Source organism: Novosphingobium sp. MD-1 (genome assembly GCF_001014975.1).
GTDB lineage: Bacteria > Pseudomonadota > Alphaproteobacteria > Sphingomonadales > Sphingomonadaceae > Novosphingobium.
Genome location: NZ_BBXA01000031.1, coordinates 172,283 through 185,800 on the forward strand (window position 1 = coordinate 172,283; position 13,518 = coordinate 185,800).

Consider the following 13,518-nt stretch of genomic DNA (forward strand, 5'->3'; position numbering starts at 1 on the left):
GCTTCCCTTTTCCCCGTCGCGCGCTAGCATCCCGCAAAACGAGCAGGACAAGCGCGGGAGAATGAATGCGGCACATCGCCATTATCGGTTCCGGTCCCGCCGGATACTACACCGCCGAAGCCGCGCTCAAGCAGTGGGGCGAAGATGTAAAGGTCGACATATTCGACCGCCTGCCCGTTCCGTTCGGCCTGATCCGCACCGGCGTTGCGCCCGATCACCAGTCGATCAAGGGCGTCTCGCGCCGCTATGAACAGACCGCGCTGTCGGACAACGTGCGCTTCGTGGGGAACGTCACCATCGGCCAGGACGTGAGCATCGAGGAGCTGGGCGGCTTCTACGACGCGGTGGTCCTCGCCACCGGCGCCCCGCGTGACCGGCCGCTCGACCTGCCCGGCGATCGGCTGGGCGATGTCTTCGGCAGCGCGGCTTTCGTCGGGTGGTATAACGGCCACCCCGAATTCACCTCGCTCGCGCCCGATCTTTCGGGCGAGACCGCCGTGGTGATCGGGATGGGCAACGTGGCGCTCGACGTGGCACGCATCCTGTCCAAGACGCGCGACGAATTCGCCGGGAGCGACATCGTGGCGCACGCGCTCGACGCGCTCGATGTTTCGAAGCTGCGGCGGATCGTCATCCTGGGCCGGCGCGGCCCGCACCAGATCATGATGACTCCCAAGGAACTGGGCGAACTGGGCCATCTTTCGCGCGGCACGCCCGTGGTCGATCCGCAAGACCTGCCGGACGAGGCCGAGGATGCCCTGCTGGAGCCGGGCCTGCGCAAATCCGTCAGCCATCTGCGGGCGTTTGCCGGCAACAACGCCAAGGGCGCGGACATCGCCATCGAATTCGATTTCTTCGCCGCACCTCGCGCCCTGCTCGGCAATGGCAAGGTGGAGGCGATCGAGGTCGAACGGACGCGCATCGAAGACGGCCGCGCGGTCGGCACCGGCGCGTTTTACGAGCTGCCGGCCAGCTTGGTGGTCAGTTGCATCGGCTATCGCACCGTGCCCGTTCCGGGCGTTCCCTTCGACGAACGGGCGGGCCGCTTCGCCAACGACGAGGGGCGCATCCTGCCCGGCCTCTATTGCGTCGGCTGGGCCAGACGCGGGCCTTCCGGCACCATAGGTACCAACCGTCCGGACGGATTCGCGATCATCGAACAGATCGCCGCGGACATAGGTGAAGGTGCGGGCAAGGCGGGGCGCGCCGGATTCGACGCGCTGGCCGAAACGCGCAAGCTCGATGTGGTGACGTTCCGCGACTGGAAACGCATCGAGGAAGCCGAATCGGCGCGCGCGCGCAGCGGTGCCCCACGCGAGAAGTTCGTGGATGTGGCGGACATGATCCGCGCGCGAGGCTGACGCACCGCTCCGCGATGCGGCGAAGCCGCGTGTCCTTCCGATCAGTTGCTGCACGCAACGGATTGACCACTGCGTGCAGACGTGCGTTAATCACACGGTTAAACGCGACGGCCCGCTCCTGACTACACGCGGCCGCGCGGGGAGAGGAGCAAGCGCATGCCCCAATACGATCTCATCATTCGCAACGGCACGATCGTCGATGGCACGGGCCGTCCGCGCTTCAAGGGCGATGTCGCCGTGCGCGACGGGCTGATCGCCGCCGTCGGCACCGTGCATGGCGATGCCGCCGAGGAAATCGACGCCAGCGGCCGCGTGGTCGCTCCGGGCTGGGTGGACATCCACACGCATTATGACGGTCAGGCGACGTGGGACGCGGAAATGGCGCCCTCGTCCTGGCATGGCGTGACCACCGTGGTCATGGGCAACTGTGGCGTGGGCTTCGCGCCCGCCGCGCCCGACCGGCACGACTGGCTGATCGGCCTGATGGAAGGCGTGGAGGACATCCCCGGCACGGCGCTGGCCGAAGGCATGAAGTGGGACTGGGAAACCTTCCCCGAATATCTCGACGCACTGGAGCGCCTGCCGCGCAGCGTGGACGTTGCCACCCACGTTCCGCACGGCGCGGTGCGCGCCTATGTGCTGGGCGATCGCGAACGGCCCGGCGCCGTGCCGACCGACGAGGACATGGATCGCATGGCCGCGATCGTGGAGGAAGGCGTGCGCGCCGGGGCGCTGGGCTTTTCCACCAGCCGCACCGTGATCCACAAGTCGGTCGATGGCGAACTCGTGCCCGGCACCACCGCGACGGCCGAGGAACTGATCCGCATCGGCCGTGCCATGGGTCGCGTGGGCCATGGCGTGTTCGAAATCGCCTCCGACATGAAGCGCGAATGGGATGAATTCGGCTGGATGGGCGCGATCAGCCGCGAAACCGGGCTGCCGGTAACGTTCGCCGCGCTCCAGTCGATCGCCAAGGAGCTGCCGCTGTCGGAACAGATCGCGGAAATGGAGCGCCAGAACGCGCAAGGGGCCAATATCGTCGCCCAGATCGCGCTGCGCGGGAACGGCATCGTCATGGCCTGGCGCGGCACGGTGCACCCGTTCCGCTTCCGCCCGAGCTACATCGCCATTGCCGACCTGCCGTGGGACGAACAGCTTGCCCGCCTGAAAGACCCCGCGTTCCGCGAAAAGCTGCTGGCCGAAGCGAATGTCTATCCGGAGAGCGACATCATCCACCTCTTCCGCATGATCGCGGAAGGCTGGTTCAACCAGTACCAGATGGACGACGATTTCGATTACGAACCGCAGGCCGAAGCCAGCATCGCCGCGCGCGCGGCGGCACGGGGCGTGACGCCGGATGCCTATGCCTATGATTTGATGATGGAGCAGGACGGCACCGGCTTCATCTACCTGCCGATCCTGAACTATGCCGATGGCAATCTCGATTTCCTGGAAGCGCTGCAGGCCCGCGACGATTGCGTCAATTCGCTGTCGGACGGCGGCGCGCACTGCGGCACCATCTGCGATGCGGCCAGCCCCACCTTCATGCTCCAGCACTGGGTGCGCGATCGCAAGCGCGCCAAGGATCGCCAGGAGGGCCGGCTCACGCTCGAACACGCGGTCAAGCGCCAGTGCCACGATACCGCGCGGCTCTATGGCCTCGACGATCGCGGGGTGCTCGCGCCGGGCTACATGGCGGACATCAACGTGATCGACTTCGACAACCTGAAGCTGCTGCGTCCCTGGCTCGATTTCGACCTGCCGGCGGGCGGCAAGCGCCTGCTTCAGAAGGCCGAGGGCTATGACGCGACGATCAAGTCCGGCGTGGTGACATTCCGCAAGGGCGCGTGGACCGGGGCGACGCCGGGCGGGTTGGTGCGCGGACCGCAGCGCGTGGAAGCGCTGGAGGCCGCCGAATGAGCGATGTGCAGGCGATCCGCATCGGCGCGCCCGCCACTCTGGACAGCCTGCACGCCGATACCCTTCCCGATCCCGGCGCGCCGGGGCCGGGGCAGATCCGCGTGCGCCTGGCTGCCTCGTCCCTGAACTACCACGATTTCGCGGTGGTGACGGGCATGTTGCCCGCCGCCGCCGGGCGCATTCCGATGTCGGACGGTGCGGGCGAAGTCGTGGCCGTGGGCGATGGCGTCCGGAGCGTCGCTGTGGGCGATGCGGTAGTGTCGACGTTCTTCACCGACTGGGACAGCGGGCCGCCCCCGTCGAGCGCGTTCACCACCGTCCCCGGCGACGGGATCGACGGCTATGCGCGGACCGACGTGGTCGTGCCCGCGCACTGGTTCACCCGCGCGCCGGCGGGCTATTCGCACGCCGAAGCCGCCACGTTGACATGCGCGGGCCTCACCGCGTGGCGCGCGCTATTCGTCGATGGCGCGACCAAGCCGGGCGATACCGTGCTGGTGCAGGGCACGGGCGGCGTCTCGATCTTCGCGCTCCAGTTCGCCAAGGCCGCCGGGGCGCGGGTAATCGCGACGAGTTCCTCGGGTGAGAAGCTGGAACGGCTGCGCGCGCTGGGTGCGGACGAAACCATCAACTATCGCGAGGTGCCCGCCTGGGGCGTCAAGGCGCTCGAACTGACCGGCGGGCGCGGCGTGGATACTGTGGTCGAAATCGGCGGGGCGGGAACGCTCGACCAGTCGATGATGGCGGCCCGCGTGGGCGGCCATGTCGCGCTGATCGGCGTGCTGGCAGGCTTTGCCGGGCCGGTGCAGACCGCGCTGCTGATGGCCAAGAACCTGCGCGTGCAGGGGCTGACCGTCGGAGCGCGGGCAGACCAGCTGGCGATGATCGCCGGCGTGGAGGCCAACGGCATTCGGCCCGTGCTCGATCGTCACTTCCCGCTGGCCGCGCTCGCCGATGCGTTTCGGCATCAGGCGAGCGGGGCGCACTTCGGCAAGATCATCGTCGATATCTGACCGACGTGGGGAATCAGGCCGCCCGCGCCATCCGGCGCGGGTAGCCGCCCCTGTTCGCATCGAGCACGAAGTGTCCGACCAGTTCGGCCATGCGATCGGCCTCCCCGGCCAGATTGCGCGCGGCGGCGGTCGCCTCTTCCACCATGGCGGCGTTCTGCTGGGTCATCACGTCGAGTTCGCGCACCGTTTCGCGCGTCTGGCCGATGTGGTTCGCCTGCTCGCCTGCGACGGTCGCGATGTTGTTGGCAAGATCCGCGATCTCGCCCACCTTGGTAACGATCCGCGCGAACGTATCGCCGGACTGGCCGACCAGTTCCACACCGCGTTCGACCTGGACCGAACTTTCGCTGATCAGCTTCTTGATATCGAGCGCCGCTTCCGCCGATCGCTGCGCCAGCGCGCGCACTTCGTTGGCGACGACGGCGAAACCCCGCCCGGCATCGCCCGCGCGCGCGGCTTCCACGCCCGCGTTGAGCGCGAGCAGATTGGTCTGGAACGCGATGCCATCGATCACCGAGATGATCTTGCCGATCTCCTGCGCGGAACGGTGGATGTCGTTCATGGCGTGGACCGCCTCGCCCACCACCGCGCCCCCCTGCTGGGCATCGTTGTGCGCCTGCTGCACCGAATCGCGCATGTGCGAGGCGTCTTCCGCCGTCGTCTGCACGCTGCTCGCCAGCGTCGTCATCGAAGAGGACGCCGCTTCCAGCGAAGCGGCCTGCTCTTCGGTGCGCGTCGCCAGATCGTGCGATGCCTCGCGGATTTCCCGCGCGCCAAGGTCAACGTTCTGGGCGGTTTCGGAGACAGCGGAAAGCGCAACGCGCACCTTTTCGCGCATCGTTTCGAAATCGTTCTGAAGCTCGACGAACTCGCCCGGAAGGTCGGTCAGCGCGGCGGTGAAATCGCCGTCGGTCATCTTGCGCAGGGAATCGCCCAGCTTGTCGATCACGGAGCTGCGCAACGCCGCGTTGGCGACATCAAAATACGTCGAAAGCGCGATTTCCATGTCCAGCATGGCCATCTTCAGCATGGCGCTGATGGCCTGGCCCAGCTTGCGCGATCCGGTCACGCCAAGGCCGGAACCGGCCGCCATCGCCACGATCACATCGGCCAGCACCCCGGCATAGGCACCGATGTACCACCCCGGCTCCAACCCGATCTTCGCATGAATGTTTCCGATGCGGCGTGCCCGCGCGTTGTAGGCATCATCGGGCCTGCCCTCGAACATCTGGCGCCAGTGATCGAGTTGCTTCTGCTTGGCGTGTTCCACCATCGCCTGCGAACTGAAGAAGCCGGAAAGCGAGGGTTCGGCCGCGATGCCATCGTAAAGCCGGTCCAGCGCAGGCGGCGCATGCTTCGCCAGAGCGCGCAAAATCGTCGGAAAATGCGTCTGCTCCTTCTCCCCGATATCGAAGAAGGCAATCTTCCTGCTGAAGTCCTGTCGCTTGTCGTCCACGGCCTAATTCCTCCTGTGCCGGCGCCGGTTTATCCGACCGTGCTTCAGGCCGCCTCAACGCGGGCATAGGGATATTTCCGGACTTCCAGACGCGAAAAGCCCCGCAAGCGCGAGCTTGCGGGGCTTGATGGTTCCGGAACGGATGCGCTGGATCAGACGCGCATCGGCATCAGCACGTAGAGCGCCGGGCTTTTCTCGTCCTTGCGGATCAGCGTGGGCGCGCCGGCATCGGCCAGGTGCAGTTCCACCGTATCGCCGTCGATCTGGCTCAGGATATCCTTGAGGTAATTGGCATTGAAGCCGATCTCGAAGCCTTGCGCGGTATAGTCGGCCGGGAGTTCTTCGGCCGCGGTGCCGTTGTCCGGGCTGGTGACCGACAGCGTCACACGATCGGTTTCCAGCGCCATCTTCACCGCGCGGGTCTTTTCGGTGGCGATCGTCGCCACGCGGTCCACGCCTTCGAAGAAGCTGCGCGGATCGAGCCGGAGCAGCTTGTCGTTCCCGGTGGGAATGACGCGGCTGTAATCGGGGAACGTGCCGTCGATCAGCTTGCTGGTCAGCACCACGCCGTTCTCACCACCCAGCGTGAAACGCACCTTGCTGGCGGAAAGATCGATCAGCACGCTGGTATCGAGCACTTCTTCCAGCAGCTTGCGCAGCTCGCCCACGCATTTGCGCGGGATGATCACGTCCGGCATCCCTTCGGCACCATCCGGGCGCGGCAGCGTGTAGCGCGCCAGACGGTGCCCGTCGGTCGCCGCCGCCTTCAACACCGGTTGGGCCTCGTCCGAAACGTGCAGGAAGATGCCGTTGAGGTAGTAGCGCGTCTCTTCGGTCGAGATCGCGAAGCGGGTGCGGTCGATCAGTTCGGCCAGCACGCGCGCCGGAATCTCGAAGCTGGTCGGCAGATCGCCTTCGACGATCACCGGGAAATCGTCGCGCGGCAGCGTGGGCAGCTGGAAGCGGCTGCGCCCGGCCTTCACGACCATGCGGTTGTCCGCCGTTTCCAGGCTCACCTGGCTGCCATCGGGCAGCTTGCGCGCGATGTCGAACAGCAGGTGCGCCGACACGGTGATCGCGCCGGGCTGGTCCACCGACGCGGCGGGCATTGTTTCCACGATCTGCAGGTCAAGATCCGTGGCCATCAGGCGCACCGTGGCATCCGGCGCGGCCTCGATCAGCACGTTCGACAGGATCGGGATCGTGTTGCGCCGTTCCACCACCGATTGCACGTGGGACAGGCACCGCAGCAGGGTTGCGCGTTCGATCGTCGCCTTCATTCTCGTCTCGATCCCCCCAGTCGGCCGGACGCCATGTCACTGCAATGGTTGCAGTCGCAACATCAACATCCGCCGGGCTGTGTAAACGGCCTTATCGCGCGGAATCGCACGGTTCGGCTCCGGTTCGGACCACCTTCCTTAACGCACGGGACCGCTTGGGCAAGCCGCCCATGCCCCGTTCGGGCGGAAGCTGTGCATAAATGGCGCAAAAGCTTGGGGAAGAGCAAGGTTGCGGTAACTATTCGAGCTTGCGCTGCCCGTCGAACATCGCCGCCGTGGCCGAGATGTAGGCGTTGATCAGCGCCCATGCCTCTGGCGTGACCGAGGCCGGGTTGATCCCCGCATCCGTCATCGCGATGGTGATCCGCCGCAGATCGCCCTGGGTGATCTGCTCCGCCGGGTTGTTGGCCTTGCCGGGGCCGATATCCAGCGCGTCGTCGATCAGGGCATGGGGCACGCCAGCGGCCTGGAGCCGGTCTCCCAGCACATCGCGCGCCATGCGCCCCATGGCATAGGAAAAGTAGGCCTTGCGCGCCGCATCGTCCATGAACTGATCGTCGCCGCAGCGATCGACCACGTTCTGCAGATCGCGCAACGCCGGCCCGTCGGACTGCTGCGCCAGCATCGCATCGGCCAGCCGGGCGTCCAGCCCGGCCGGCGCACGCTGCACCGCGCAGGCCAGCGCCTCGGGCGAACGGGCTTGCGCCGGGACGCCCGCCAGCGCCGTCACCATCGCCAGGACGACAGCGGCACGGGCCAGCAACTCCGCAAACGGTCGCCGCATCGCGATCAGGAAAGCATCGCCATGCCGCCGTTCACGTGCAGCGTCTGGCCCGTCACGTAGCCCGCTTCCTTCGATGCGAGATAGGCCACCGCCGCGCCGATGTCGCTGCCCTCACCCATGCGCCCCATCGGGATACGAGCGTTGAGCGCGTCCTTCTGCGCATCGGGCAGCACGTCGGTCATCGCGGTGCGGATGAAGCCCGGCGCCACGCAGTTGACGGTAATGTTGCGGCTGGCGAGTTCCTGCCCCAGCGACTTGGACATGCCGACCAGCCCGGCCTTTGCGGCGGCGTAGTTCACCTGCCCCGGATTGCCCGTGGCGCCGACGACGCTGGTGATCGTGACGATCCGGCCGAAGCGCGCCTTCATCATCGGCTTGGCCGAGGCGCGCATCAGGCGGAAGGCGGCTTCCAGGTTGACGCGGATCACCGCGTCCCATTCCTCGTCCTTCATCCGCATCGCCAGGTTGTCGCGCGTGATCCCGGCGTTGTTGACGAGGATATCCAGCTTGCCGAGCGTATCGAGCGCGGCCGGCACCAGATGCTCCACCTGCTCGGTGTTGGAAAGATCGCAGGTGATCTCCACGTGATCGTGGCCATAGGTGTCGTTCAGTTCCTCGCGGAATGCGCGCAGCTTGCCGGGATTGGTGCCCGACAGCGCCAGCCGCGCGCCCTGCCGCGCCAGCGCATGACAGATCGCCGACCCGATGCCGCCGGCGGCGCCGGTGACAAGGGCGGTCATGCCGGTAAGGTCGAAAAGGCGGTGTTCCATCGATTGCTCCATTATGTTTGTTCGCGCAGAGGCGCGGAGGCGCGCGGATGTCCGCGAACCGGAATCCCTTAAAGATCCTTCGCCAGCGCCTCTATATCGGCCATGCCGATCACGCTGGTGACCGAAACGTCCGCCACCGTGCGGTTGATCATCGGGCCAAGCACCTTGCCGCCCAGTTCGACGAACTGTTCGACGCCCGCGTCCCTCATCGCGATCGCGCTTTCGCGCCAGCGCACGCGGCCGGTGACCTGCTCGACCAGCAGCCGTTTCACTTCGGCCGGATCGGTGACCACGGCAGCGGTGACGTTGGCGAACAGGGCCACGCGCAGCGCGGCGGGCGGGATCTTGTCCAGCGCTTCGGCCATGGCGTCGGCGGCGGGCTGCATCAGCGGGCAGTGGAACGGCGCGGACACCGGCAGCAGCACGCCGCGCTTGATCCCGTGTTCCTTGACCAGCGCCACGGCCCGGTCGATCGCGCCCTTGTGACCGGAAAGGACCACCTGCGTCGGATCGTTGTCATTGGCGACCGTGCAGACATCTCCTTCGGCCGCCGCTTCGGCCAGCGCCGTCGCCTTCTCGATATCGGCGCCCAGCAGCGCGGCCATCGCGCCCACGCCCACTGGCACCGCCGCCTGCATCGAACGCCCGCGCAGTTTGAGCAGGCGCGCGGTATCCGCCAGGCTGAAGGCCCCCGCGGCGCAGAGCGCGGTATATTCGCCCAGGCTGTGCCCCGCGACGAAGTCCGCCTTGTCGGCCAGCGCGATGCCGCCTTCCTTTTCCAGCACGCGCAGCACGGCGATGGCATTGGCCATGATCGCGGGCTGGGCGTTCTCGGTCAGGGTCAGCGCGTCTTCGGGGCCTTCCCGCATGATCTGGAACAGCTTCTGCCCCAGCGCGTCGTCCACTTCCTCGAACACTTCGCGCGCAATCGCGCTGGCTTCGGCCAGTTCGACACCCATGCCGACCTTCTGGCTGCCCTGCCCCGGGAAAACGAAAGCTCTCATATCCTGTCTCCGCTCCTGCGCGTCTCGAAGTGCTTCGGGCGCGCGCCCTATTGTCGTGGCTCGCCGGGGGCAAGCCCGAACGGCACGATTCTGTTGTCGATGTCATGGCCGATGACGGCCGTCCCCAGAAAGCGGATGCCCGTCTTTGCGCACCAGTACCGCGCCATCGCTTCGGGTTCGGCGCCAAACGGACGGTCGTTTTCAGGCACGTCGCTCACCCGGCCGAGCCGCAGCCCGGCAATGCCCATCGGCGCGAGCAGGGCGGTCACATGGAACAGCAGGCGGTCGACCGCGTAGTGATGCTCCGCCACTTCCTCCACCATCACCACATGCCCGGAGAGGTCCGGCATCAACGGCGTGCCCGCGATCATCGCCAGGGTCATCAGGTTGAACGCCACGGCGGGTGCTTCGCCCAAGGAGGGCTCCAGCCCCGCGTCCGATCCCGCGAACCAGCCCAGCGTGCGGCGCACCGCCGCTTCGCCCCCGGCGCGGCGGATGTCGGTGGGCATCGGCGCGTGGACCGGATGGCCGATTCTTGCGCGATAGAGCGCGCCGAGCAACGTGCCGCCGTCCGAATAGCCGACGAAAGCCTTGCCCCGCGCCGCGTCGGTCATGCCCGCCACCGCCTCGGCCGCAATGCGGTTCGCGCCATAGCCGCCGCGCACGAACCACACCGCATCGAACGCCGGATCGTTGGCGCATTCGAGCAGCGCGCGCAGCCGCAGCGCATCCGGCCCGGCAAAGTGACCTTCGCTGGCGAAGCACTGATCGTGGAAGTGCAGATCGAGTGCCGGAAACTCCGCCAGCGCCAGCGCGGAAACGCGCGCCGCATCCTCGCGCGTGAACGGCGTGGACGGCGCGCAGATGGCGATCCTGTTCATCGGACGATCGGGCAGCGAGGGCATCGCCCTGCCCTAGCCCGTTTCGTCCTTCGGGCGAAGTGCGGAATGACGGTGTTGAGTTGCGCGCCAAGGCGGCATACCGAGCAGGGCATGACAGCCACCCTTCCCGACCCCGGCCCCTCGCTCACCTCGCACCCCTGGTTCTTCTGCGGCATCGGCGGATCGGGCATGTTGCCGCTGGCGCTGATCCTCAAGGGGTTGGGCGCGGACGTTGCCGGATCGGACCGGGGCCGCGATCAGGGGCGCACGCCCGAAAAGTTCGGCTGGCTCGAAAGCCTGGGCTTCACGCTGTTCCCGCAGGACGGCAGCGGGATCGCCCGGGCCGATCAGGTGCTGGTCGCCTCCGCTGCGGTGGAAGACACGGTGCCCGAGGTGGTCCGCGCGAAAGCGCTCGGCTGCGCGCGGATGAGCCGGGCGGACCTGCTCGCCACGCTGTTCAACGCCACGGGAACGCGCATCGCGGTCGGCGGCACCAGTGGCAAGTCCACCGTCACGGGCATGCTCGGCTGGATCCTGACCGAAACCCGCGCCGATCCCACGATCATGAACGGCGCGGTGATGAAAAACTTCCGCACGCCGGACGCGCCCTTCGCCAGCGCGCGCGTGGGCGGCGGCGATCTGTTCGTGTCCGAAGTGGATGAAAGCGACGGCTCGATCGCGCTCTATCGCCCCACCGTCGCCGTGCTCAACAACGTCAGCCTCGATCACAAGAGCCTGGAGGAACTGCGCGCGCTGTTCGGCGATTTCCTCGCCCGCGCCGATCGGGCGGTGGTCAATGCCGACGATGCCGAAAGCCGCGCCCTGCTCCCCCGCGCGCGCGACGCAATCACCTTCGGCTTTGCCGAAAGCGCGACGATCGGCGTGGTGGCCGGCAGCGTCATCGAATCCGCCGCCGGCATCGCCGCCAGTGTGATCGACCGCCGCACCGGCGAACAGCACGCGCTCGCGCTGGCGCTGCCCGGCCGGCACAACCTGGCCAACGCGCTGGCGGCGATCGCTGGCGCCTCGGCGGCGGGCGTGCCGGTGGCGCGGGCGGTCTCCGCGCTCGCCACCTTCGCGGGCCTCGCCCGCCGCTTCGACATCGTCGGCACCAGCCCCTCCGGGGTCACCGTGATTGACGATTTCGGCCACAACCCGGAAAAGGTCGCCGCCACGCTGGCGACGCTGAAAGCGCATCCCGGCCGCGTGATCGCCTTCTTCCAGCCCCACGGCTATGGCCCGCTGCGCCAGATGGGCGCTGAACTGGCCGAAGTGCTGGCCACCCGGCTCGGCCCCCACGACGTGACGATCCTGTGCGATCCGGTCTATTTCGGCGGCACCGTGGACCGTTCGCAGGGCAGCCAACGCATCGTCCACCTGATCGGCGCGCACGGCGGCCACGCCGAATACGTGCCCGCGCGCGAAGCCTGCGCCGACCGCATCGTGGAAATCGCCCGCCCCGGCGACCGCGTCGTCATCATGGGCGCCCGCGACGACACGCTGAGCCAGTTCGCGCAGGGGATACTGGGGCGGTTGGGGTGAGCCTGCGGGCGGCCGGGATTATCAGACACCGGTTTGTTGATTTTCGCTCGCGGACGGGCACTGGGCTTGCCCAGCCCCGTTCATCTTGAGCCTGTCGAAGGACGCGCGCGGGGCTGGCCTTCGCGTGGCAAGCCGTTTCAAGATATGACCGTATCACGCGTCCTTCGACAAGCTCAGGACGAACGGACATAGAGATTTGAAGACATTTCACCCCCCGCCTTTCCTGCAACCGCGGTCCTTTTCTGACAAGACAACAAAGCTGACACTGCTAACCTATCGCGATATTAACACCTTCACGATAGTGGATGCCCATGTGGCATGCATTTCTCCCGATAATATTGCCATTTATCGTGCTATTGGACACGATGATTTTGACACCCTTACCTGTGATTTTGATTTGGAAGCGCAAACCCGGTTTAGCGTTGGCAGCGTGCATAATGATGTCCGCACTTCTGATCGCTGATCACCTCGTAAACTTCGACGGCATCACCTATCCGCTACCATTATTCGCGGCTCCCACCGAAACATTGCCAATTAGTCTTATGGTCCTGATCGTAACGGGCGCAATCGCAGCAAAAAAGTGGATGCAAGGACCGTAAACTGAACATCCGTTCCTTCTCAAAGCCCCCACTAAAACCACCACCCACACCAGCCAAATCAGCCCACTCTCCACGCCCCAACACGGCGGAAGCCGAAAGCGCATCCCGCGCTTCCGGCTTCCTGGCCCCGGTGCGACCCGTGGGCTCCTTACTTGATCCTGACGCGCGCCGTCAGTCGAACCGCTTTTCCAGCAGGACCAGATGCGGATCGCCATCGACGGCGTGCGCGCTATAGCCGCGTTCGCGTTCCAGTTCGATCGCGGCGTGGTTGGCGCGGTCCTCGATCGAAATCACGCGCTTCAGGCCGCGGCGGCGCGCTTCCTGGCCGACATGATCGAGGATCGTCCACGCCACGCCACGCCCGCGATAGTCCTCGCGGATCGACACGGCCACTTCGCCGCAATCCATCTGCGCGTCGCACGCAAGCAGCGCCGAGGCGACGAGTTCGCCGGTCGCCTTGTCGAAGCCAAGGAAGCTCTCGGTCTTCCAGTGATCGACATGGGTCAGCAGTTCGAGCTTTTCATGCCCGACGTGCTTCTGTGCGGACAGGAAGCGGAAGCGGCGGTCTTCGTCGCTCACCTTGTCGAAGAATTCTTCCAGCGCCGGTTCGTCCTCGGCAAAGGCGGGCCGGATCGACAGCACCACGCCATCGCGCGTGGTCATTTCGGTCGTTTCCGCAAGTCCGGGCAATGTCGTGCCAGTCATCAGGGCATCTCCTTGGGATCATTCCATGCCAATGGCGGCCTGTTAGCACTCGCAACACGGCAGGCTTTGATCTGGGACAACCCCAAGACCTTTTCCCACCAAATTGCCAGCCCATCCCGATTGCCATTATCGCGGCGGCAATTGCACCGATAAAAACATAAGACTTTAGTCTATGACCGCGATTACATGGAGCGCGCCGATGC

11 protein-coding genes are annotated in these 13,518 nt (G+C 66.4%); 4 read left to right on the top strand and 7 right to left on the bottom strand.

Going from position 1 to position 13,518, the window contains the following annotated elements:
* The first annotated feature begins 65 nt into the window (after positions 1 to 65).
* From NMD1_RS16700 to NMD1_RS16710, 3 genes are all read left to right on the top strand, one after another.
* Positions 66 to 1,361: an FAD-dependent oxidoreductase gene (locus NMD1_RS16700; protein ID WP_125955716.1), complete on the top strand. Its 1,296-nt coding sequence runs from the start codon at positions 66 to 68 to the stop codon at positions 1,359 to 1,361.
* 156 nt (positions 1,362 to 1,517) lie between these two features.
* Positions 1,518 to 3,281 carry an amidohydrolase family protein gene (locus NMD1_RS16705; RefSeq protein WP_125955718.1) on the top strand — a complete coding sequence of 588 codons (1,764 nt, stop codon included), beginning with the start codon at positions 1,518 to 1,520 and terminating at the stop codon, positions 3,279 to 3,281.
* Positions 3,282 to 3,286: 5 nt separating this feature from the next.
* A complete protein-coding gene (locus NMD1_RS16710) occupies positions 3,287 to 4,294 on the top strand; it encodes an NAD(P)-dependent alcohol dehydrogenase (RefSeq protein WP_125955845.1) in 1,008 nt (335 codons plus the stop codon).
* A gap of 13 nt (positions 4,295 to 4,307) precedes the next feature.
* Here the strand turns inward: NMD1_RS16710 and NMD1_RS16715 are convergent, their stop codons facing one another.
* From NMD1_RS16715 to NMD1_RS16740, 6 genes are all read right to left on the bottom strand, one after another.
* Positions 4,308 to 5,750 carry a methyl-accepting chemotaxis protein gene (locus NMD1_RS16715; RefSeq protein WP_125955721.1) on the bottom strand — a complete coding sequence of 481 codons (1,443 nt, stop codon included), beginning with the start codon at positions 5,748 to 5,750 and terminating at the stop codon, positions 4,308 to 4,310.
* 152 nt (positions 5,751 to 5,902) lie between these two features.
* Positions 5,903 to 7,030 (bottom strand): DNA polymerase III subunit beta, encoded by a 1,128-nt coding sequence (gene dnaN, locus NMD1_RS16720; RefSeq protein ID WP_124807304.1) that lies wholly within the window; start codon positions 7,028 to 7,030, stop codon positions 5,903 to 5,905.
* A gap of 238 nt (positions 7,031 to 7,268) precedes the next feature.
* On the bottom strand, positions 7,269 to 7,814 hold the full coding sequence (locus NMD1_RS16725; RefSeq protein ID WP_124807303.1) for a hypothetical protein: 546 nt from the start codon (positions 7,812 to 7,814) through the stop codon (positions 7,269 to 7,271).
* 5 nt (positions 7,815 to 7,819) lie between these two features.
* A complete protein-coding gene (fabG, locus tag NMD1_RS16730; protein ID WP_125955723.1) occupies positions 7,820 to 8,584 on the bottom strand; it encodes a 3-oxoacyl-[acyl-carrier-protein] reductase in 765 nt (254 codons plus the stop codon).
* A 68-nt stretch (positions 8,585 to 8,652) separates the two neighbouring features.
* On the bottom strand, positions 8,653 to 9,588 hold the full coding sequence (fabD, locus tag NMD1_RS16735; protein ID WP_125955726.1) for an ACP S-malonyltransferase: 936 nt from the start codon (positions 9,586 to 9,588) through the stop codon (positions 8,653 to 8,655).
* Positions 9,589 to 9,635: 47 nt separating this feature from the next.
* The gene (locus NMD1_RS16740) at positions 9,636 to 10,469 is read right to left on the bottom strand and encodes an LD-carboxypeptidase (protein ID WP_125955850.1); all 834 of its coding nucleotides are present in this window, start codon (positions 10,467 to 10,469) and stop codon (positions 9,636 to 9,638) included.
* A gap of 111 nt (positions 10,470 to 10,580) precedes the next feature.
* Between NMD1_RS16740 and NMD1_RS16745 the strand changes: the two genes are divergently transcribed.
* Positions 10,581 to 12,011, top strand: a complete 1,431-nt coding sequence (locus tag NMD1_RS16745) for a glutamate ligase domain-containing protein (protein ID WP_125955728.1) — start codon at positions 10,581 to 10,583, stop codon at positions 12,009 to 12,011.
* A gap of 770 nt (positions 12,012 to 12,781) precedes the next feature.
* Here the strand turns inward: NMD1_RS16745 and NMD1_RS16750 are convergent.
* Positions 12,782 to 13,315, bottom strand: a complete 534-nt coding sequence (locus NMD1_RS16750; protein ID WP_124807297.1) for a GNAT family N-acetyltransferase — start codon at positions 13,313 to 13,315, stop codon at positions 12,782 to 12,784.
* Positions 13,316 to 13,518 lie beyond the last annotated feature (203 nt).

What these genes read in the sequence shown, in the direction of transcription:
- NMD1_RS16700 (WP_125955716.1), top strand. Translation starts at nt 66, where the DNA reads ATGCGGCACATCGCCATTATCGGTTCCGGTCCCGCCGGATACTACACC.
- fabD (WP_125955726.1), bottom strand. Translation starts at nt 9,588, where the DNA reads ATGAGAGCTTTCGTTTTCCCGGGGCAGGGCAGCCAGAAGGTCGGCATG.
- fabG (WP_125955723.1), bottom strand. Translation starts at nt 8,584, where the DNA reads ATGGAACACCGCCTTTTCGACCTTACCGGCATGACCGCCCTTGTCACC.
- NMD1_RS16750 (WP_124807297.1), bottom strand. Translation starts at nt 13,315, where the DNA reads ATGACTGGCACGACATTGCCCGGACTTGCGGAAACGACCGAAATGACC.
- NMD1_RS16745 (WP_125955728.1), top strand. Translation starts at nt 10,581, where the DNA reads ATGACAGCCACCCTTCCCGACCCCGGCCCCTCGCTCACCTCGCACCCC.
- NMD1_RS16725 (WP_124807303.1), bottom strand. Translation starts at nt 7,814, where the DNA reads ATGCGGCGACCGTTTGCGGAGTTGCTGGCCCGTGCCGCTGTCGTCCTG.
- dnaN (WP_124807304.1), bottom strand. Translation starts at nt 7,030, where the DNA reads ATGAAGGCGACGATCGAACGCGCAACCCTGCTGCGGTGCCTGTCCCAC.
- NMD1_RS16705 (WP_125955718.1), top strand. Translation starts at nt 1,518, where the DNA reads ATGCCCCAATACGATCTCATCATTCGCAACGGCACGATCGTCGATGGC.
- NMD1_RS16740 (WP_125955850.1), bottom strand. Translation starts at nt 10,469, where the DNA reads ATGAACAGGATCGCCATCTGCGCGCCGTCCACGCCGTTCACGCGCGAG.